The 18,846-nt window shown below is 61.2% G+C and carries 15 protein-coding genes; 2 read left to right on the plus strand and 13 right to left on the minus strand.

The annotated features are described in order from the left end of the window. Positions 1-159 precede the first annotated feature (159 nt). On the minus strand, positions 160-2,316 hold the full coding sequence (locus BLL52_RS07995; RefSeq protein ID WP_173861770.1) for an ATP-dependent helicase: 2,157 nt from the start codon (positions 2,314-2,316) through the stop codon (positions 160-162). A gap of 495 nt (positions 2,317-2,811) precedes the next feature. Here BLL52_RS07995 and BLL52_RS08000 point away from each other — a divergent pair, with 495 nt between their 5' ends. Further along, a complete protein-coding gene (locus BLL52_RS08000) occupies positions 2,812-3,606 on the plus strand; it encodes a class I SAM-dependent methyltransferase (RefSeq protein WP_075586157.1) in 795 nt (264 codons plus the stop codon). A 28-nt stretch (positions 3,607-3,634) separates the two neighbouring features. Here the strand turns inward: BLL52_RS08000 and BLL52_RS08005 are convergent, their stop codons facing one another. The 11 genes from BLL52_RS08005 to BLL52_RS08055 all read right to left on the minus strand — a co-directional run bounded on the left by BLL52_RS08005 (position 3,635) and on the right by BLL52_RS08055 (position 17,051). Continuing rightward, positions 3,635-5,914: a primosomal protein N' gene (locus BLL52_RS08005; protein ID WP_420852623.1), complete on the minus strand. Its 2,280-nt coding sequence runs from the start codon at positions 5,912-5,914 to the stop codon at positions 3,635-3,637. A 379-nt stretch (positions 5,915-6,293) separates the two neighbouring features. Continuing rightward, positions 6,294-7,406: a uroporphyrinogen decarboxylase gene (gene hemE, locus BLL52_RS08010; protein WP_075586158.1), complete on the minus strand. Its 1,113-nt coding sequence runs from the start codon at positions 7,404-7,406 to the stop codon at positions 6,294-6,296. Positions 7,407-7,452: 46 nt separating this feature from the next. Then, positions 7,453-8,862, minus strand: coding sequence for an ATP-binding protein (locus tag BLL52_RS08015; RefSeq protein ID WP_075586159.1), 1,410 nt, complete (start codon positions 8,860-8,862; stop codon positions 7,453-7,455). After that, the gene (locus BLL52_RS08020; RefSeq protein WP_075586160.1) at positions 8,859-9,545 is read right to left on the minus strand and encodes a winged helix-turn-helix domain-containing protein; all 687 of its coding nucleotides are present in this window, start codon (positions 9,543-9,545) and stop codon (positions 8,859-8,861) included. The genes BLL52_RS08015 and BLL52_RS08020 overlap by 4 nt, the downstream gene beginning before the upstream one ends. 67 nt (positions 9,546-9,612) lie before the next feature. Continuing rightward, positions 9,613-10,806: a cytochrome b/b6 domain-containing protein gene (locus BLL52_RS08025; RefSeq protein ID WP_075586161.1), complete on the minus strand. Its 1,194-nt coding sequence runs from the start codon at positions 10,804-10,806 to the stop codon at positions 9,613-9,615. Further along, complete coding sequence (locus BLL52_RS08030) at positions 10,803-11,294, minus strand: diheme cytochrome c (RefSeq protein WP_075586162.1); 492 nt, start codon at positions 11,292-11,294, stop codon at positions 10,803-10,805. The genes BLL52_RS08025 and BLL52_RS08030 overlap by 4 nt, the downstream gene beginning before the upstream one ends. A gap of 9 nt (positions 11,295-11,303) precedes the next feature. Continuing rightward, positions 11,304-11,711 carry a DUF1924 domain-containing protein gene (locus tag BLL52_RS08035; protein ID WP_075586163.1) on the minus strand — a complete coding sequence of 136 codons (408 nt, stop codon included), beginning with the start codon at positions 11,709-11,711 and terminating at the stop codon, positions 11,304-11,306. A gap of 165 nt (positions 11,712-11,876) precedes the next feature. Next, entirely contained in the window at positions 11,877-14,036 is a 2,160-nt protein-coding gene (locus BLL52_RS08040) for a protein-disulfide reductase DsbD family protein (RefSeq protein WP_075586164.1), read from the minus strand. 48 nt (positions 14,037-14,084) lie between these two features. After that, positions 14,085-14,534, minus strand: coding sequence for an rRNA maturation RNase YbeY (ybeY, locus tag BLL52_RS08045; RefSeq protein ID WP_075586165.1), 450 nt, complete (start codon positions 14,532-14,534; stop codon positions 14,085-14,087). Between the two features lie 79 nt (positions 14,535-14,613). Beyond that, positions 14,614-15,672, minus strand: a complete 1,059-nt coding sequence (locus tag BLL52_RS08050; RefSeq protein WP_075586166.1) for a PhoH family protein — start codon at positions 15,670-15,672, stop codon at positions 14,614-14,616. 632 nt (positions 15,673-16,304) lie between these two features. Then, positions 16,305-17,051, minus strand: coding sequence for a phosphatase PAP2 family protein (locus tag BLL52_RS08055; protein ID WP_083633852.1), 747 nt, complete (start codon positions 17,049-17,051; stop codon positions 16,305-16,307). Between the two features lie 117 nt (positions 17,052-17,168). Here BLL52_RS08055 and ruvA point away from each other — a divergent pair, with 117 nt between their 5' ends. Further along, positions 17,169-17,741 carry a Holliday junction branch migration protein RuvA gene (ruvA, locus tag BLL52_RS08060; RefSeq protein WP_075586167.1) on the plus strand — a complete coding sequence of 191 codons (573 nt, stop codon included), beginning with the start codon at positions 17,169-17,171 and terminating at the stop codon, positions 17,739-17,741. 120 nt (positions 17,742-17,861) lie between these two features. On the opposite strand, the gene BLL52_RS21375 is transcribed toward ruvA, so the two are convergent. Beyond that, a complete protein-coding gene (locus BLL52_RS21375) occupies positions 17,862-18,626 on the minus strand; it encodes a PEP-CTERM sorting domain-containing protein (protein WP_075586168.1) in 765 nt (254 codons plus the stop codon). Positions 18,627-18,846: the final 220 nt, after the last annotated feature.

Genomic DNA, 18,846 nt, shown 5'->3' on the forward strand with positions numbered 1-18,846 from the left:
GATAGAACACTGAGTTCACCCCGGCGTGATTTCCTCGCTCCAGACGATGCATTCTTTCATGGTGTTCGGGGGCCAAGGGTGCTGGCCAGTGCCGCATCTCGACATTGCGCCAGCGCGCCATCGCCAAAGAGGCGCGGTCGCGGCACATGCCCTGGCGAGTTAACGCGCCAGCGCCCGCGCCGCCGCGCCGTCAGCGGCCCTTAGTGCAAATTCGGCGCGTAGCGCCTTGAGCTTGGCGCGCGGGTCTTCTTTGGTGGTGGTCTGGTCCAGCCCCATTTCGGCAATAAAACGGCTGGGCTGCGCTGCCACCATCTCGCGGCCTTTTTTGCGCTTGCGGGTCCAACTCACCGCCAGACTGCGCTGGGCACGGGTGATGCCCACGTACATCAGGCGGCGTTCTTCCTGCAAATGGCTGGTGAGCGTTTCGCTGGCGGCTTCCTGGGCCAGTGCTTTTTGCGCGGCAGAGGCTGGGCCCGCCGACTCCGCCTCTGGGTTGTCGCGCAGTTTGAACGGCAACATGCCCTCGGTCACGCCCACCAGCATCACATGCGGCCACTCCAACCCTTTGGAGGCGTGCAAGGTGGACAGCGTGACCACGTTCTGGTCTTTTTCCTGCTCGGAAATCGTCGAGATCAGTGACACGGTTTGCGCCACTTCCAGCAGCGACTTGATCTCACCAGCGGCATTCACCCCGGTGGCGTCTTCAATTTGCCCGCCGCAGCGCCCGCTCATCCAGTCGATGAAGTCCATCACATTGCCCCAGCGCGCCGCGGCCACCTGTTCGCTGTCTTCGCCGTCGTACAGATATTTCTCGTAGCCGATGTCTTTGAGCCAGTCCAGCAGAAAGGCTTTGGCAGCCTCGGCCCCCAGCGTGTGGCGCGCGCGAAACTCCAGGTCATTCACCTCGCGGCCAAACTCGTGCAGGCTGCCTAGCGCCTTGCCAGAGATCACCGAGCCCAAACTGCTGGAAAACAGCGCGCCAAACATGCTGACTTTGTATTTGCTGGAAAAGTCGCCCAAAACGCTAAGCGTCTGGTGGCCAATGCCGCGTTTGGGCGTGGTCACCGCGCGCAAAAAGGCCGGGTCGTCGTTGTTGTTGATCCACAGCCGGAACCAGGCGCACAGGTCTTTCACCTCGGCGCGGTCAAAAAAGCTGGTGCCACCCGACACCTTGTACGGAATCTGCGCCCGGCGCAAAGCCTTCTCAAACGGTTTGGCCTGGTGGTTGGCGCGGTACAGCACCGCAAAGTCCCTGAACTCCTTGAACTGCGGCCCGGCGTGCGGCAGGCCGTTGATTCGCAGGCTCTGGATGCGGGCCACAGCGCGTTCGGCTTCGTGTTCTTCGGTGTCGGCATCCACCACCCGCACCGGCTCACCTTCGCCCAGGTCGCTCCACAGGTTTTTTGGGAACAGCTTGGGGTTGGGGCCGATCACGTTGTTGGCGGCGCGAAGGATGGCGGAAGTCGACCGGTAGTTCTGCTCCAACTTGATCACTTTCAGGTTGGGGAAGTCGATGGGTAGCTTTTTCAAGTTGTCCAGCGTGGCACCGCGCCAGCCGTAAATGCTCTGGTCGTCATCGCCCACGGCGGTAAAACGCGCCTGAAGGGGGCCTTTGCCACCGACCAGCAGTTTCAGTAACTCGTATTGCGTGGCATTGGTGTCCTGGTATTCATCCACAAGCAAATGACCCGCTAGCCCTTGCCACTTATGCCTCACCTGCTCATGATTTTGTAGTAATTTGAGCGGCAGACCAATCAGGTCGTCAAAGTCCACGGCCTGAAAAGCGGTGAGGCGTTCTTCATAGTGCGCCATCACCCGGGCAATGATGCGCTCGTTGTCGGTGGCAGCAGCGGCTAGGGCGCTGGCGGAGTTGAGGCCCTGGTTTTTCCACAGGCTGATGGTCCATTGCCAGCTGCGCGCGGTGGCTGCATCGACGCTGCCGCCCGCGTCTTTCAGAATGCTGGTGACGTCGTCACTGTCCAGAATGCTGAAGTTGGGTTTCAGGCCGAGTGCCGCACCGTCTTCACGCAGCAGGCGCACGCCAAGCGCGTGAAAAGTACAGATCACCGCGTCCCTGGCGGCTTTGCCGATCAGGGCTCGGGCGCGCTCGCGCATTTCCGCGGCGGCCTTGTTGGTGAAGGTGATGGCAAAAATGCGCTTGGGCACCACGCCAGACTGGATCAGCCGGCCAATCTTGTGCGTGATCACCCGGGTTTTGCCCGAACCGGCACCCGCCAGCACCAGGCACGGGCCGTGCAGGTAGTTCACCGCTTCTTGTTGGGCGAGGTTGAGACCGGTGTTGGGGGAGGGGGGCATGAGCGGACTTGGGGCGGGGGGACGAATCATAGCTAGCGCGGGTTTTACTGATGGCTGCTGTAGTGGCGGTCTTACAGTGTTACTTGATTGAACACCAATTCTTGACCAATGAGGGCATTGGGTTTGTCAGAGTGCCTACCGATAGTTGGCGCATACAGCGGTTACTGAAACTGGAAAGTGCCTCTATCTGCAGTTGGTCGGATCCTTATTTTCAGCTTGCCGGGTCCAATGAGCGCAAACGCAGCATTGTTGACGTTGACTGCCTGAGTCCGAGTGCGGGCCGCGGATCCAAACCAAGCAGTTTGAGTCGAGCAGAGAGGCTATGCTGAACTGATCGCACCAAAAGTCCAGTTCTGCGGCCGCCATGCGTCATCCACCGCCGGAATGTCACACAAACCTGACGCACCTCAAGACCATAGACCGGTAAAGCCGCTAACCTGCTGCCTTACTCCCTGATAAAACACCCCCGATCAGCTCTGATCGCAAAGGAAACGCATGCTCCCCTGGTTGACCTATACCGTGTTTGGCGTCGTGGCGGCGCTGGCCAGCTTCGCGCTGTTCTTTTTCGTCTTGACCCGTGGTGCGCTGCTGGTGCGTGCAGCCCGGGGCCGGATGCAGCGCGATGCTGCGCACGTTTATCCGCTGTATTCAAATATGCGGCTGATCCGTTTTGTCGACTTTCAGCCGGTGATTGCCGCCATTTTGCTGTTTCAATACAGCCGCTTGGTGTCGATCATTACCGAGGGGTTGCAAAGTGCCGACCTCAAGGGCAAGCAAGTGTTGATCACCTCCTGCGCGTTTGGCAATGTGATGCCGCGTGTGGTGAAGGCGGCAGTGCAGGCGGGTGTGCAAAAGGTTCTGGTGGCTGACCTCATCCAAAACGAACTCGACCATGCCAAAGGCAAATTGACGGCATATGCCGGCAAGGTGGTTTACCAGCGCGACAACGCCATTGCCATGAAGCAGGCAGACCGCTCGGTCAGCGCCAACGTCATCTTCTTTTTGCTGCATGAGTTGCCGCACCACCTCCAGGGCGAGGCCGTCAGCGAAGCGGTTCGGGTGCTGGCGCCCGGTGGCCGGCTGTATCTGGCTGAATTTCACCGGCCTCATGGCTGGCTGCTGCGCCTACTGAGCTGGACCTATTTCAAGGTGTTTGAGCCCTTTGGCTTGGCCCTGTGGGACACCCACGACCCGGTGCAGCAGTTGCAAGCCATGCCCGGTGTGACCTGCGAGCGGCATACCGTGTTTTTTGGCAACTTCCAGGTCATTGTGGCAACAAAAGCAGCCTGAGCCCTTACGCAGTAAGCGCGAGAAGCTCTTAAATTAAGAGCGGGTCAACATCCACCGCCCAGCGCAGCAGACCTTTGCACTCGGGTTTTGCGCGGGAGGCGTGCAGGGTGGTTTGCCAGCCGCTCAGAAAACGCTGCAACGCGGTGCGCGACGAGCATTCCAGCAGCATCTGGGCGCGCTCCACATTGGCCACGCGCGCAATACTCATCGGCACCGCTGGGTACAGGCTGACGTGGGCACGCCACGCGGCCAGTTCGGGCACCTCTAGGCTGGCTTGACTGGCGGCGTTCAAAAAGGCTTGCGCGGCCTCTTGGGTGCGGGCGTCGGCGCGCACCAGCGCCTGAAAGCTGAACGGCGGCATGCCCGCCTGCTCGCGCTCCACCAGTTGCGATTGGGCAAACGCTGGGTAATCGTGCTGCTTCAGGGCTTCATACAGCGGGTGCGTGGGGTGGAAGGTTTGCACCCACATTTCGCTGCGGCTGGTGTTGCTGGCATCGCGCCCGGCGCGCCCTGCGGCCTGCATCAGCAGGCCAAACAGCCGCTCGGGCGAGCGGAAGTCGCTGGAAAACAGCGCGCCGTCGGGGTTGATGGCTGCCACCAGGGTGATGCGGCGAAAGTCGTGGCCCTTGGCAATCATTTGTGTGCCCACCAACACATCGACCTCGCCCGAGTGCACTTGCGCCAACTGGGTTTCCAGCGAGCCCTTGAGTTTGGTGGTGTCGGCGTCGATGCGGGCAATGCGCACCGCGCTGCCGTCTGGCCGGCTGATGCCGCCCAGCAGCAAGGCCAGTTGTTCTTCAAGCCGCTCGGTGCCACGCCCGACCGGGGCAATGTCCAGGCTGCCGCAGTCTGGGCAAGCGCGCGGCACGCGTTCGCTAAAGCCGCAGTGGTGGCAGCGCAGGCTGCGGTCAATCTTGTGGAAAACGCGGTAGGCGCTGCAATGTGGGCAGGTGCTTTTCCAGTCGCAATCACTGCAGCTCAGTACCGGGGCGTAGCCGCGCCGGTTCAAAAACACCATGCTTTGCTCGCCACGGGCGATGCGCTGGCCGATGGCATCGAGCAGCGGTGGCGAGATCACGCAGCCCTTGGGCTGGTGGCTCATGTCGACGCGGCGCACCAGTGGTAAAACGCCTGCGGTGCTGGGTAAAACACCTGCGATGTTGGGCAGAACCGCGTTGGCGCCAACCCGGCTGGGCATCTCCAGGCGCAAGTAGCGCCCGCCCTCAGCGGCGGGGCGGCTGTGGTACCAGCTCTCCAGTGACGGGGTGGCTGAGCCGAGGATGACCTTGGCGCCATTGAGGCGGGCGCGGTACACCGCCAGGTCGCGCGCCGAGTAGCGTGCGCCCTCACCGCTTTTGTAGCTGGGGTCGTGTTCCTCATCCACCACAATCAGTTTGAGGTGCGGCATGGAGGCAAACACAGCCATGCGCGTGCCCAGCACAATGCGCGCCACGCCGCTATGCGCCGCCAGCCAGCTCTTCAGCCGCTGTGCCGGGGTCATGCCGCTGTGCATCGACACCACCGCATCCATGCCGTAGACAGCGCAGAAGCGCGCCTGAAAGCGCTCTTCCAGCTGGGGTGTAAGGTTGATCTCGGGCACCATCACCAGCACTTGGGCGCAGGCGCTGGCGGCCAGTGCGTCTGCGGTGCAGCGCATGAAGACCTCGGTTTTGCCGCTGCCGGTGGCACCAAACAGCAGAAAAGGACCGGGATTTATAGAAAAATGGTCGATAGCCCTTGTCTGCTCTGCGGTAAGTGCTATTAATTCAGTAGTTTCTGACCCGCTGCCGCTGCCGCTGCCGCTGCCGCTGCCGCTGCCGCTGCCGCTGCTGCTGCTGTTGCTGTTGCCGCTGTTGCCGCTGTTGCCGCTTGCGACTGCCTGGTCGCTGTCCGGCTGCCCTGCGGACAGAGCGGTGGCGGTGGCCTTTGCCGCTTCGGCCTTAAGCTGCGCTGCCGCCTTCTTTTTCAGCTTGCGCGCCAGCTGCAGGCCAGTGATTTCACGCAGTTGTGGCGGCAGGGCCGCCAGCGCCACTTCACCGGCCGAGCGCTGGTAGTAGCTCGCAGCAAAGCTGATCAGCGCGCGCCAGCTCGGGCTCAATGGGGTCAGCGCGTCGAGCACGGCCGTCACCGGGCGCAGCTTGGCGGGGTCGAGTGCGGGCGCAGGGTTGCCTTGGGGCGTGTCCCACACCACGCCGAGCAACTCACGCTGCCCCAGCGGCACCCGCACCAGAGTACCGGCGGGCAGCGGTTGGGGGCTGAGGTAGGTCAGCGCACCGGCCATCTGGCTGTAGGCTGGCGTGTGAACCAGTACCGAGACCTGGACGGGCTCGGTTGGGCTGGTTTGGGGTGTTTTGTTCAAGTGAACTTGCGAAATTCGCCTTAAGTCATTGATTCTGCGGGGTTTTAAAGGTCATCCAAGTTTTCTGTGGATAACTTTGTGGATACCTCGTCAATAGACCGTGCTGAGCCTTGTAAATCAAGGCTTTTGTTAATTTGCCCAAAAATGAAGCAAAAATTAATTTCCTTTAAAATCAAGCACTTACATGTGCTATGCGTTTAATAGTACAGCTGGATGAATACTTGACTTACCGCAAGGTAGCACACCATTTTTGTGCATAAGTCATTCATTTTTTTGAGCGCTCAACACAAAAATGGGTGAAAAAGTGCTAGCCGACCCGCCTTGCCCTTCAGCAAGCGCCGCGCATCAGCCGCGAATGTTTGTGCACCGCTTCCACCAATGCTGCCACATGCTCAGGCGGGGTGTGCTGGCTGATGCCGTGGCCTAGGTTGAAGATGTGCGTCGGGCCCAAACCTGGGCCGCTGTGCGGTGTGCCAAAGGCGTTGAGCACCTTGATGACTTCGGCTTCGATCTTTTCCGGTGGGGCAAATAACACGTTCGGGTCCAGGTTGCCTTGCAGCGCCTTGCTGCCGCCCACCAGGGCGCGTGCCTTGGTCAGGTTGGCCGTCCAGTCCAGGCCCAGCGCGTTGCAGTCGAGATCGGCCATCTCGTCAAGCCACAAGGCACCGCCTTTGGTGAAGACGATGCTGGGAATGGTGGCGCCATTCCAGGTTTTGTGCAACTTGGCCAGCACACGGCGGGTGTAGGCCAGGCTGAATTCCTGAAACGCACCGTCGGCCAGCACGCCGCCCCAGCTGTCAAACACCATCACCGCCTGGGCGCCAGCTTCAATCTGGTGGTTCAGGTACACCGCTACCGCTTCGGCGTTGATCTCCAGAATACGGTGCATCAGGTCCGGGCGGCTGTACATCATGGTTTTGACTAGGCGGTAGTCGTCGCTGCCAGCGCCTTCAACCATGTAGCAGGCCAGCGTCCACGGGCTGCCGGAAAAACCGATCAGCGGCACCCGGCCGTTGAGCGCCTTGCGGATCGAGGTGACCGCGTCAAACACATACTGCAGCTTGGCCATGTCGGGCACTTCAAGCTTGGCCACCGCAGCTTCGTCGCGCACCGAATGGGCAAACTTGGGGCCTTCGCCCAAGGCAAACGACAGGCCCAGGCCCATCGCGTCTGGCACCGTCAGGATGTCGCTGAACAAAATGGCCGCGTCGATGGGGAAACGGTCCAGCGGCTGCAAGGTGACTTCGGTGGCGTAGTCGGTGTTGGTGGCCAGCCCCATGAAACTGCCGGCCTTGGCGCGGGTGGCGCGGTATTCGGGCAGAAAACGCCCGGCCTGACGCATCATCCACATGGGTGTGTAGTCAGTCGCTTGGCGCATGCACGCTCGCAGAAAGGTGTCGTTCTTGAGAGGGGCGAAAGTGGAGGTAGAGGTGGTATTCATAGGACGAATTGTCGCATTCTGTCGTGGTGGGTTGAAACTCGTAAACTCAAATTTGCCGCGATCCTTGATCTGGCGCAATTGGCCAGGTTACCGTGACACACAGGCCGCCCAGGCTTGAAGGGCCTGCCGCCACCTGCGCCCGGTAGACATCGGCAATACGCCGCACGATGGACCAGCCCAGGCCGCTGCCGCTTTGTGCCGTGCCCAGTCCACGGTAAAAGCGCTCCCCCAAACGCGCCAGATCGGCCGACGGCACACCAGGGCCACTGTCGTCAATCTGTAGCTTGACCAGGCCACCCTTGCAGGTCAGTGCCACCGTGACCTGCGCGCCATCAGGGCTGTAACGCAGCGCGTTGTCAAGCAGGTTGCGAATCAGCACACCGGTCAGCAACTCGTCTGCGGCGATGAGGCTGGGGGCGTCGCAATCGAGTGTCAATACCTGTGAGCGGGCCAGGGCGCCGGGTGCCAGATCGGCGGCAACGCGCCGGGCGATCTGGCATGCGTCCACGCGCACGCCTGGGGTGGTGTTGCCTGCGGTTTCCAGCCGCGAGAGTGTTAACAGCTGCGCCACCAAATGGGAGGCACGGTCGCAGCCTTCCAGTGTGTGGCGCAACGCCTGGTCGCGCTGGTCCACATCGTCCCCGGCTCCCTGTGCCACCTGGGCCTGGGCACGGACGGCGGCAATGGGGGTGCGCAATTCATGCGCCGCGTCGGCGGTAAAGCGGCGCTCGGTCTCCATCATCTGGCCGATGCGCGCCAGCAAGGTGTTGAGCGACTGCACCACAGGCACCATTTCGGTCGGTGTGTCGTCAATGACCAAGGGCACCACCGCTTGTGGCTGGCGTCGAGCCAACGCCTCGCTCAGCGTGCGCAGCGGTGCCAGGCTCTGACGCACCGCCAGCCAGCCCAGTACCGCCAAAATGGGCAAGGTCACCAGCAAAGGCATCAACACCGCCTGCATCACCGCCCACAAAATGGACTGGCGCGAGCGCAACTGTTCCCCCACAAAGACCTGCACATCACCCTCGTTGCCTTGCGCCCCGAAGACCCGCCATGCGCCGCCATCGGGTAAATCTACCGTGGCAAAGCCACGCACCTGCGGCGACATCGGTGTTTCTGGCGCGGTGCCGGAATGCAGCGTCAGCTTGCCGTCGTGAAACACCTGGAACGCCACCCGTGTGGCGTATTTGTGCAAGGTGGGTGCGTCCGGGTGGCGGTCGTCGTAAGTGTGCAGGCGATATGGCTTGTCGTCGCGCTTGGCCTCGTCGGTGTCGGTTTGTTGGGCCACCAGCAGTGCGGCAGACTGGGCCAGATGCGCGTCGAGCAATTCGTCGATCTCATGGCGGGTGTCGATCCAGGTCAGCGCTGCTGCCGAAATCCAGACACCGCAGATCATCGTCAGCAGGAGCGCCAAAAGGCGCGCCTGCAGGGATTCCAGCCGGTTGAACAGGATCATGGCGATGGCTCCCCGGGCGCAACTTTGGGTGGCATCAGCATGTAGCCCACACCCCGCACGGTCTGGATCAGGTCTGCCTGGAGCTTCTTTCGCAGGTGGTGGATATGCACCTCCACCGCGTTGCTTTCCACCTCGTAGCCCCAGCTGTAAAGCTGCTGCTCCAGTTGCTCGCGCGACATGACCCGCTGGGCATTGAGCATCAGCACGTGCAGCAGGTCAAATTCACGCAGCGACAGCACCACCGCCTGCCCGGACAGTGTGACCGAGCGGGCGGACAGATTGATCTGCAGCGCTGCGCAGGTGAGCAGGTCTTGGGTATGCCCATGGGCGCGGCGCACCAGCGAGCGCAGACGCGCACCCAGCTCAAACAGGTCGACCGGTTTGACCACATAGTCATCCGCGCCCAGATCCAGCCCTTTAATGCGGTCCGGCACCGCTTCACGGGCGGTGAGCACCAGCACCGGCAAGGTAATTTTTTGCTGCCGCAACGATTTCAGCACCTCCAGCCCGTCTTTCAGGGGCAGGCCCAAGTCCAACACCGCCGCCTGGTGGTTACCGTTGGCGATTTCGCGCTCAGCGGCCAGGCCGTCACGCACCCAGTCCACCAGAAAACCCTGCTGGCGCAGGCCCGCGCGCAGGCCATCACCCAGCAGGGGATCGTCTTCAGCAAGCAGGATGCGCATGGTGTGGTTGGGTCGTTGGCGGGGACGTCATCGTAGCGGCTGGGTGACAAGCCACGGGCCACCGTGCTCAGATTTTGGGTTTGGGGGCCGGGGCTTTGGGAATGGCCATGGCGCCGTCTTCAAAGGTGCCCGCGTCGGCGTCGGCGTGGCAGGCGGCACAGTTGGCCTTGCTTTTGACCAGCGGGCTGGCCCAGTCGGAGGCCGTAATTTCGCGGTGCTTGCTTGTCCAGTAATGGGTTTCGGTGATGCGCTGCGGCGCTGCGCCTGCGGGGACGGACTGACCAATCTTGAATGCTGGTTCGGTCACCTGTGTCTCGGCAGCGTTGGCCACCATGAAGGCCAGCACGGCGGCGGTGGTCGGTGCGTCCAGCGCTAGGTCGCTGCCAAAGTGCTTATCCTGCTCGGCCATCATTTTCTGCCAAGAGCGTGCGGGCAGCAGACTCGGATGAAATGGCCCGTGACAACTGCCGCACTCGTCACGCCATTGCGCGTTGTCAGGCAGTACTGGGCCGACAAACTTCACATGGCGCACAGGAGGCTGTCCGCTGGCAGGCTGGGCTTGCAGCTGATTTTGTAGCGCGTAGGCAAACCACCAGCCGCCAAAACCGAGCATGGCGACCAGCATGATCCCGGCTACCAGCACTTGTGTTTTGCTTTTCGGCGTACTCGGCCCAGCCTTCTTAAGGCCTGTGACCATGGAGCGAGCCAGGTTTTCCTTGTGCAGCACGCTTTCCGCCACCACCCCGGCGATGTGGCCGCCCACCACCAGCAGCATCAGGTTGGCGGCAAATTCATGCACTTCCTTGAAGAAATGCCCCTGGGAAAAACTGAACCAGCCCGCTGCCAGGCCGTGCTGCTCCTCGGCGCCCAGGGTCAGAATGCCTGCTGCGCCCACCACCGCGGTCAAGGCCAGCAGGATGTAAATGGCCAGGCTGCCGGTCGGGTTGTGGCCCACATGGCGCGCCGCTTGGCCGCGCATCACCTGTTTCAAATAACGGGCTGCGGCTTTGGGGCCAAACCAGAAGCTGGCAAAGCGCGAAAAATGCGAGCCAAGGAAACCCCACAACAGACGGAACCCAATCAGCCCAAGCATCAGGTAGCCAGCAAACACATGCACCGCCAGCCAGGCATCGCTGTCACTGGTGAGCCAGGCCAGCGCAAAGCTGCCCGCCAGCACCCAGTGGAACAACCGGGTGGGCAGGTCCCAGATCAGGGTCGGTTGCAGGTCATTGGCGGGCGGGTTCAGCTCTGATGTGCTCATTTAGGAATGCGGACGTTGTCCTCGTCAAAGTCACCTTTGTCGGCATCACCATGGCAAGCCAGGCAGTTGGAGGCGCTCTTCACCGACTCACGCTTCCACACAGCGGGGTCAATTTCACCAGCGCGGTGTTTCGACTTGAACCATTCACTGTCGGTGATCTTCAGGGGCGCGGTGTTGGCGCTCCAGCGGTTGGACGCATGCTTGACCAGGTAATCGGTGATGGCCTGGGTCTGCGCCGCAGGCAGGGAGGCATCGGTTCCAAAGTGCTTGTCCAGCCCGGTCATCACCTTTTTCCAGGAGGCCGCTGGCAGCAGACCGGGCGGAAAAGCCAAGTGGCAGCCACCACACTCGGTTTGCCATGCTGCGTGTGTCTGCGTGGGCATGACCGGCCTGCCCCGGTCTTCGCCGTTGTACTTGGCATGGGCTGTGAGCGTGGTCATGGCCAGCGCCGCGAGGGTGGCAAAGGCCCACAAGGGTTTGACGTTCATGGTGCCGCCTTACTTCACCGACAGCACATAGGCCATGAAATCACCTTTTTCCTGCGTACTGCAGGCGCGCCCGAGTGCGTCATTGCAATTGCGCTTGAACCATTTTTCGACCTTGGCTGCATCGGTAAAACGCTGCGCATTCACGCTGGGCGCCATCGGGTCGATGGCCTTGTTGGTCTTGGCGTGCTTTCCGGCGTTTTTGGGCGAGTCGGTATGGCACGACGCGCACGCCATCTGGTTGGGGCCCTCGGTGGTGTAGAGCTTGCGGCCAGCCTCCAAGCTAAAGTCCTTGAACGCCGGGTTCTCGGTCTTGGCCTGGGCTTTGTAGCCGTCCAGAATCGGGTTGGCGCTGGCAACCAGCGGCAAGGCGATGGCCAGGCTGGCGAGCCAGGTGGCGGTGCGAAGTTGAAATTTCATGCGTAACCCTCAGTGATGTACTGCGGTCAAGCTTAAAAAGGCTATCTTAAGAAAGTCTTATCGCCGTTGCCGTTGATTGCGCTTAGGCTGATTGTGAGTGGGGAGGCAACCGCGCCGCAGGCGCAAGGAAGTTTGGCTACGCGCAGCCGGATGGCAAAAAAAGTTTTACAAACCAGCAATCGCCGCCCGAACCTCACTCACCGAGAGGATTTCAGACAACACCACCGGCGCCTTGCCAGCCTGGTAAAACACATACACAGGCACGCCGTTGCGCCCGAGTTGTGCCAGCGCAGCGGTGATGGCTGGGTCGCGGCGCGTCCAGTCAGCGCGCAGCAGGATGGTTTTTTTCGCATCGAAGTCCGCCAGAACGCCTGAGTCCGCCAGGGCGGTCCGCTTGTTGTACTGGCAAGTCACGCACCAGGCGGCGGTGAAATCGACAAACACCGGCGAGCCGGCAGCCACCAGTTCGTCCACCTTGCCCGGCGCCCAGGCCTGCCAGCGCGCGCTGCTGGCGACCCCACCCGCAGGCTCGGAGAATGTAACGATGTTTTTGCCTGTAGCCCATGTCATGCTTGCGAAAGCAGCTATACAAATTGCAGCAATCGGCAACCGACTCTTGCCCCGCAGGGTGAATGCCCAGATGACCATCGCCACGCCCACCAGCAGCGCTAGCAGGGCACTGGCACCGTCGATGCCGGTTTGCTGGCCCAGCACCCACACCAGCCAGACCACCGTGGCAAACATCGGAAACGCCATGGCGCGGCGGAAGCTGTCCATCCATGCGCCAGGGCGCGGCAGCAGACGCGCCAGCGCTGGCGACCAACTGGCCGCCAGATACGGCAGCGCCATGCCGACGCCAAGCGTGGCAAAGATCGCCAGCGCCTGCAGAGCGGGCAAACTCAGCGCCAGCCCGAGCGATGCGCCCATGAACGGCGCGGTGCAGGGCGAGGCAATCACCACCGCCAGAATGCCCGATAAAAAAGCGTTGACCGACGGGTTTTTGGCCTCCAGCGTGGCCAGACCAGAGGGCACAAACTGGCCAATTTCAAAAAGCCCGGCCAGGTTCAGTCCGATCACCGTGAACAGCACCGCCAACGCGGCCACCACCACCGGCGACTGCAGCTGAAAGCCCCAGCCCAACTGCTGCCCAGCGCTACGCAAAGCCAGCATTAGTGCACCCAGCGCCAGAAACGACAGCACCACGCCGGCGCTGTAAGCCAAGCCGCTGACACGGTGGCCGCGGCGGTCATCCGCGTGGCGGGTGAAGCTCACCACTTTGATGGCCAGCACCGGGAACACGCACGGCATCAGGTTCAGGATCATGCCGCCCAGCAGCGCGCCGGCCAGCGCCAGCCAGAAGCTGGTGGGCAGTGCGCCGCTGGCTGCAGCAGAGCTGACGGTGAAAGTTGATGGGCCGTCTGACGCTGGCGCTGGCTCACCGGGCGCCGGTGTGGCTGGCCAGCTACCGCTGATTTGGGCGGTGGTGGCAAATCCGCTCAGTTGGCCGTCCACCTCGCTGGTGATCACCATCGGCAGTTCGGTCGGGCTGGCGCTGCGGTGGATAGCCATGGGCACGCTGGCGGTCCAGGTGGCGCCGTTCCAGGCTTGCGACCAGGGCGCGCCGGGCTCAATCACTTCCGGGGTTTCCGGGAAAAACTCCAGCGTCTTGCCGTGCAGGGCGGTGGGCAGGCCATTGACCGAGACTTTGAGCTGTGACCCTTCCAGGGTGATGCTGCTGCTGCCCTTGAGCGCCTGCGGCTGCGCTGCAAAGGCGGCCTGAAACACGTTGCCTTGAAGCGCGGTAGAGCTCTTGACCGGCAGGCGCAGCACAAATTCGCCGTCCTGCGGCACACATTCCTCCTTGCACACCAGCCAGCTGGCTTGCAGCTTGACTTCTAGCTCGGGCGTCAGCAGCGAGGGTTTGAACTCGGGGGTGATGGTCAGCGGCACCGGCAGCAGCACGGTGTCGCCAAAGCCGTAGGTCACCAGGCTGCCGGTGGGCAGCTTGCGCGGCGTGGGCCAGGCCAGGTCGCCAGCGATCACGCCGGGGGGGAGCTTCCAGGTCAGCTGGGTGGGCTGGCCGGAGTCGCCCGAATTCTTCCAGTAGGTGTGCCAGTGCGGCTGGTGGGTAAGCTGCAGGCCGACCCAGACCGTTTTGCCGGGGTCGGCACCGTCGGGCGCGTAGGCCATCAGCTCGGCACGCACCTGTTCGGTGGTGACCAGGTTTGTGATGCTATTTTGGGCGTTAGCCCAGGTGGGTATTGCGCCAATAGCTACAAAAATAAAAGCAATCAGGCGGCTCAGAAAAAGGGGCAGTAAGCTCATGGCGGGTAGGACTCAGGCGCTGGCAAAGGGTTCCGTGGCGGCCAGCACTCAGGCGGCGTAGGGGTTCTCAAACCCGAGTCGGGCCATGATCTCGCTCTCGCGCAGTTCCATCACCTGCGCGTCTTCGTCCTCGTTATGGTCCCAGCCCTGGGCGTGCAGGGTGCCGTGCACCAGCAGGTGCGCGTAATGCTCTTCCAGGGTTTTGTTTTGCTCTTTGGCTTCCTGCGCCACCACCGGCGCGCACAGCACCAGGTCGGCGGTGACGATGGGCTCTTGCGTGTAGTCAAAAGTCAGCACGTTGGTGGCATGGTCTTTGTGGCGGTAATCACGGTTCAAGGCCTGGCCTTCTTCGGCATCAACGATGCGCACGGTGATTTCGGCCTCACTCTGCAGCGCGTGACGAATCCACTTGGCGACCTTGTGGCGCGGCAATGCGGCGCGGTGCAGCGTCGCGTCAGGGAACTTGGCGAACTGCAGGGAGAGGGTAAGCTGGCTCATGTCGCTTGGTCGAAGTATATAAGAAATTGGCCTCTAGCCCTTTATTTATAAGCGCTAGCAGCTATGAAGTTAGTAGCGTTTACTCCGTCAGCTTCTTGTGGCTGCGGGCTGCACGCAGGGCCTGCACCGGCGATTTGGGCGCGGCAGCGGCGCTGGCAAGAGGCGATGCCAGGGGTGGCAGCAACACGGCATCGGCACGCGGGTGTGGGTTGTAGCGCCCAGGCGCGTCGTAGGCCTCCACAATGCGCGCGACCAGCGGGTGGCGCACCACGTCGATGCTGGTCAGGCGGCAGATGGCAATGCCGTCCACGCTGCGCAGCACCCGCTCGGCGTCAATCAGGCCGCTGAGCTGGGTGGCGGGCAGGTCGATCTGGCTCACATCGCCGGTCACCACCGCTTTGGAGCCAAAGCCGATGCGCGTCAGAAACATTTTCATTTGCTCGGGCGTGGTGTTTTGCGCCTCGTCCAAAATCACAAATGCGGTGTTCAGCGTGCGCCCGCGCATGAAGGCCAGCGGCGCGATCTCGATGGTTTGCCGCTCAAAGGCTTTTTGCACCGCCTCAAACCCCATCAGGTCGTACAGCGCGTCGTACAGCGGGCGCAGATACGGGTCGATCTTTTGCGCCAGATCACCGGGCAGGTAGCCCAGGCGCTCGCCGGCTTCCACGGCGGGGCGGGTCAGCACAATACGCTGCACCGTGCTGCGCTGCAGCGCGTCCACGGCCATGGCCACCGCCAGATACGTCTTGCCGGTGCCGGCCGGGCCAATGCCAAAGGTGATGTCATGGCTGGCAATGCAGTCCAGGTAGTTCGCCTGGTTAATGGAGCGCGGCTTCAGGTCGGCGCGGCGGGTTTTGAGCGCCGGGCCCTCTGCGCCGTTCACATCACCATCGCCCGAGAGCATCAGCTGCACGGTGCGCGGCTCAATCGGGCGCGCCGCCATTTCGTACATCGCCTGCAGCATTTCCATGGCGCGCTGGGCGTGGACCTTGAGGCCATCCACCTTGAACTGCTCATGGCGGTGGGCGATCTTCACCTGTAAAGCGGTCTCAATGGTGCGCAAATGCGCGTCCATCGGCCCGCACAGGTGGCTCAGGCGGGTGTTGTTGGGGGGTGAAAACAGGTGACGAAGGATCAAGTTGATAATTCCTTAAGAAGTCACCCATGATAGGCAAAAAATGCTTGGCAATTTGGCGGGCAGGTTGGGTGCCAACAAGCTGACCCGGCTGATCTTTGATTATTTTGATCCGCTCAGTGTGCGCTAAGTCTGAAATCGTATTTTCCAAATCACGCAAATATCTGCTTGCAACCACGAATGAATCCGCCCTGAGCACACTCTCCGATCAGGCCTACGACGTGGTTTTGCTCGATCTTGGTCTGCCAAAGAAAGACTGAATGGAAGTGCTGCACAGCATTCGCAGCAAAAACAATCCGGTGCCCGTGCTGCGTCGCAAGGGGCTACCGCCGGGCCTGTGCTGTCCAATGAAAAGATGTCGCCGGACCCCGCCCGGCGCATTTTTGTCGCAATAAGCTCGGTAGCGCTGTCATTGTCAATGGTTCCAATAGCGCAAGAGATTGACCATAAACGCTGGTGCGCAACCTGGTTGACAACGCGTTTCGCTACACGCCAGAGGCAGGCAAGGTCATGCGACGTTGCCTGCCAGCGATTCAGGCCCAGGTAGTGCCGAGGGTGAGCCCGAGCGCGTGTTTGACCCGTTTATCGAATTCTGGGCAGCGACACGGTTGGGTCAGGTTTGGGCCTGTCGATTGTCAAGACCCTGGCGCAGCGGTTGGGTGCTTCGGTGGGCCTTCAATTCGTCGCGCAAGCAGCAGCCAGATGATGGCCCAGGCAGTGCCGAAGGCCCATCCGCCAAGCACATCGGTGGCCCAATGAACACCGAGCGCCACCCGGCTCAGTCCCACCAGCATCGTCATCAGTGCGGCAGCGGTGACGATGTAGGCGCGTTGCGCCAGACGTGGACGAGTGCCTGCAATCAATGCACCAAGCGTCAGGTAAACCACCGCCGACATGCTGGCATGGCCACTTGGAAAGCTCAGGCTGGGCACCAGAAAGTCCGCATAGGCCAGGGCGGGCCGCAAACGCCCGAATGCCGCCTTGAAAAGGCTAACAAGAAGGGTTCCCGACAGTGCCGATGCCAGCACCAGAAGGGCGGTGGCCCGGGCTGCGGTCAGCACAAGGTAGCCTGCGGTTGCACCGATCACAAGTGTCAACACAACCGCGCTGCCCATGCCGCTCAAATCGCGCATGACATCAGCAAGCCCAGGATGACCCACCCTGAGCGCCTGTGCCCAATGGAGCAAATACATGTCAAAAGACCGGGTTTCGCCCTCCATCACTTCGCTGCTAAGGGCGGCAAACACCAAGGCCAGCAATGCCGCCAAAAAGACCAGCAACAGCGGTTGGATCAGCGCGTTGTAGCCGTTGGGGTGCGGTGCCGACTGGTCAATCGTGTTGTGGTGCGGATCGCAGTCTGGTTGCGGGGGCGTCAGTTTCATCGGCTGATGGTAGCGTCGCTGTTGACGATGCTGCCGGGTTGACTACCGATAAGCCAGCGTAAGTGGGCAGGTTGACGTTGATAATTCTCCAACTGTTCAATCCACGATAGGCAAAAAATGATCGGCAAACTCACCGGCACGCTGGACCACAAAAACCCGCCCGAACTCATCATCGACTGCCACGGCGTGGGCTACGAGGTGCTGGTGCCGATGAGCACCTTCTACAACCTGCCGGAATTGGGGGCCAGGGTGAGCCTGCTGACACACTTTGTGGTGCGGGAAGATGCGCAGATTTTGTACGGCTTTGCCACGGCGCCCGAGCGCGAGGCGTTTCGCCAGCTCATCAAGATCAGCGGTGTGGGGCCGCGCACAGCCTTGTCGGTGCTGTCGGGAATGAGCGTGTCGGAGCTGTCCCAGGCCATCACGCTGCAGGAGGCAGGGCGGCTGATCAAGGTACCCGGTATCGGCAAAAAAACTGCCGAGCGTTTGCTGCTGGAGCTGAAAGGCAAACTGGGGCCAGACATCGGTGTGGTGGCCAGCGTGGCCAGCGATGCGCAGGCCGACATCCTGCAGGCCCTGCTGGCGCTGGGTTACAACGACAAAGAAGCTGCCGCTGCCCTGAAGGCGCTACCCAAGGAGGTGGGCGTGAGCGATGGCATCAAGCTGGCTTTGAGAAGCCTGGCGAAGTAGGCTGGCAAGCCGTCGTTGCAAACCGGGCAAATCGCTTTCAGGCGATCGGGCTCAACAGAGGCGGCGGAATTTTTGTTCAGCCAAGCCGTTGGCTTGACCGTACCGCCACCCCCGGACGCGTTATTGCGCGCTACCCTTGTTACGGCGTGTGGCGGCCAAGCCAGCCAAGGCCAAGCCCAGCAATGCCAGCGAGCCGGGTTCTGGCACCTCTGACGGTGGGTCACCGGCGATCATGTCTTGGTATGTGTCGTTTTTAAACGTCATCACATACATGGGGTCCAGTGCATCCGTGGTGTCTATCGCTTTTTTGAATTTTTCCCACCAGGTGGTGGTGTCGCTATCTAGGTCCGTCGCCTGGAAGGCGCCGCCAGACAGATCCCAATCTTTATGGGTTTCGTACAGACTCTCCCAAATACCGAGCTGAATCGCCGCGCCTAAGGACGCAGATTTTTTTGCATTATTTGGATAAAGACGTAGCCAAGCATAGGGATCGTAGGCTTTGCCGGCGCTCAACTCGCTGTTCACCGCGCCCAGAAAATCAAGCGTGCGAGGCATTCCGCCTGCCAGATCGATGGTGTAGTTGACAGTCTTTCCGGCTTCAATGTGTTGGTACACGTCATAGCAATACATGTAGAGGTCACTGAGTCCATCCACGAAAATCGAGGCGGGGACACCTGCAAAGCCAGTCACTGTCCCCTGAAAGCGACCCGCACTGACGCCCTGGAGATTTTTGCCTGGGTAGGTGATGCGCACGTTGTCATATCCTGATCCATTGAAGATAGGGTTATCGAACTTAACTTGCACAGTGGCAGCGCTAGCGACCGAAGCCGAAAAACCGCAGACGCCGGCAATGGCCAACATAGCAAAAAGTTTTCGAAACATCATGATTTGGACTCCATAAACAGTTATGTTACAGAATGTAGCAATAACCGGGCCAAAATTCTAAGTCATTGATATTAAAGAAGATTTTTTTATTTCAAAATGTTGCGAGCCTGTTGCTGTAAAGTTTTTCGACACTCGATTGAGCGCCATCACGAGGATTCACCTTGAAATCCTGACGCAGCGCCTAGCGGTATCGCCACGGCGTGGCCCTCACTTGGCATTT

The organism is Rhodoferax antarcticus ANT.BR (assembly GCF_001938565.1).
GTDB classification, from domain to species: Bacteria; Pseudomonadota; Gammaproteobacteria; order Burkholderiales; family Burkholderiaceae_C; genus Rhodoferax; species Rhodoferax antarcticus.

Bases quoted from the DNA above. Each gene is read 5' to 3' on its own strand.
- ybeY (WP_075586165.1), bottom strand. From the start codon at position 14,534: ATGAGCCAGCTTACCCTCTCCCTGCAGTTCGCCAAGTTCCCTGACGCG.
- BLL52_RS08020 (WP_075586160.1), bottom strand. From the start codon at position 9,545: ATGCGCATCCTGCTTGCTGAAGACGATCCCCTGCTGGGTGATGGCCTG.
- BLL52_RS08035 (WP_075586163.1), bottom strand. From the start codon at position 11,711: ATGAAATTTCAACTTCGCACCGCCACCTGGCTCGCCAGCCTGGCCATC.
- BLL52_RS08015 (WP_075586159.1), bottom strand. From the start codon at position 8,862: ATGATCCTGTTCAACCGGCTGGAATCCCTGCAGGCGCGCCTTTTGGCG.
- BLL52_RS08030 (WP_075586162.1), bottom strand. From the start codon at position 11,294: ATGAACGTCAAACCCTTGTGGGCCTTTGCCACCCTCGCGGCGCTGGCC.
- BLL52_RS08000 (WP_075586157.1), top strand. From the start codon at position 2,812: ATGCTCCCCTGGTTGACCTATACCGTGTTTGGCGTCGTGGCGGCGCTG.
- BLL52_RS08025 (WP_075586161.1), bottom strand. From the start codon at position 10,806: ATGAGCACATCAGAGCTGAACCCGCCCGCCAATGACCTGCAACCGACC.
- BLL52_RS08055 (WP_083633852.1), bottom strand. From the start codon at position 17,051: ATGAAACTGACGCCCCCGCAACCAGACTGCGATCCGCACCACAACACG.
- BLL52_RS08040 (WP_075586164.1), bottom strand. From the start codon at position 14,036: ATGAGCTTACTGCCCCTTTTTCTGAGCCGCCTGATTGCTTTTATTTTT.
- BLL52_RS07995 (WP_173861770.1), bottom strand. From the start codon at position 2,316: ATGCCCCCCTCCCCCAACACCGGTCTCAACCTCGCCCAACAAGAAGCG.
- ruvA (WP_075586167.1), top strand. From the start codon at position 17,169: ATGATCGGCAAACTCACCGGCACGCTGGACCACAAAAACCCGCCCGAA.
- BLL52_RS21375 (WP_075586168.1), bottom strand. From the start codon at position 18,626: ATGATGTTTCGAAAACTTTTTGCTATGTTGGCCATTGCCGGCGTCTGC.
- hemE (WP_075586158.1), bottom strand. From the start codon at position 7,406: ATGAATACCACCTCTACCTCCACTTTCGCCCCTCTCAAGAACGACACC.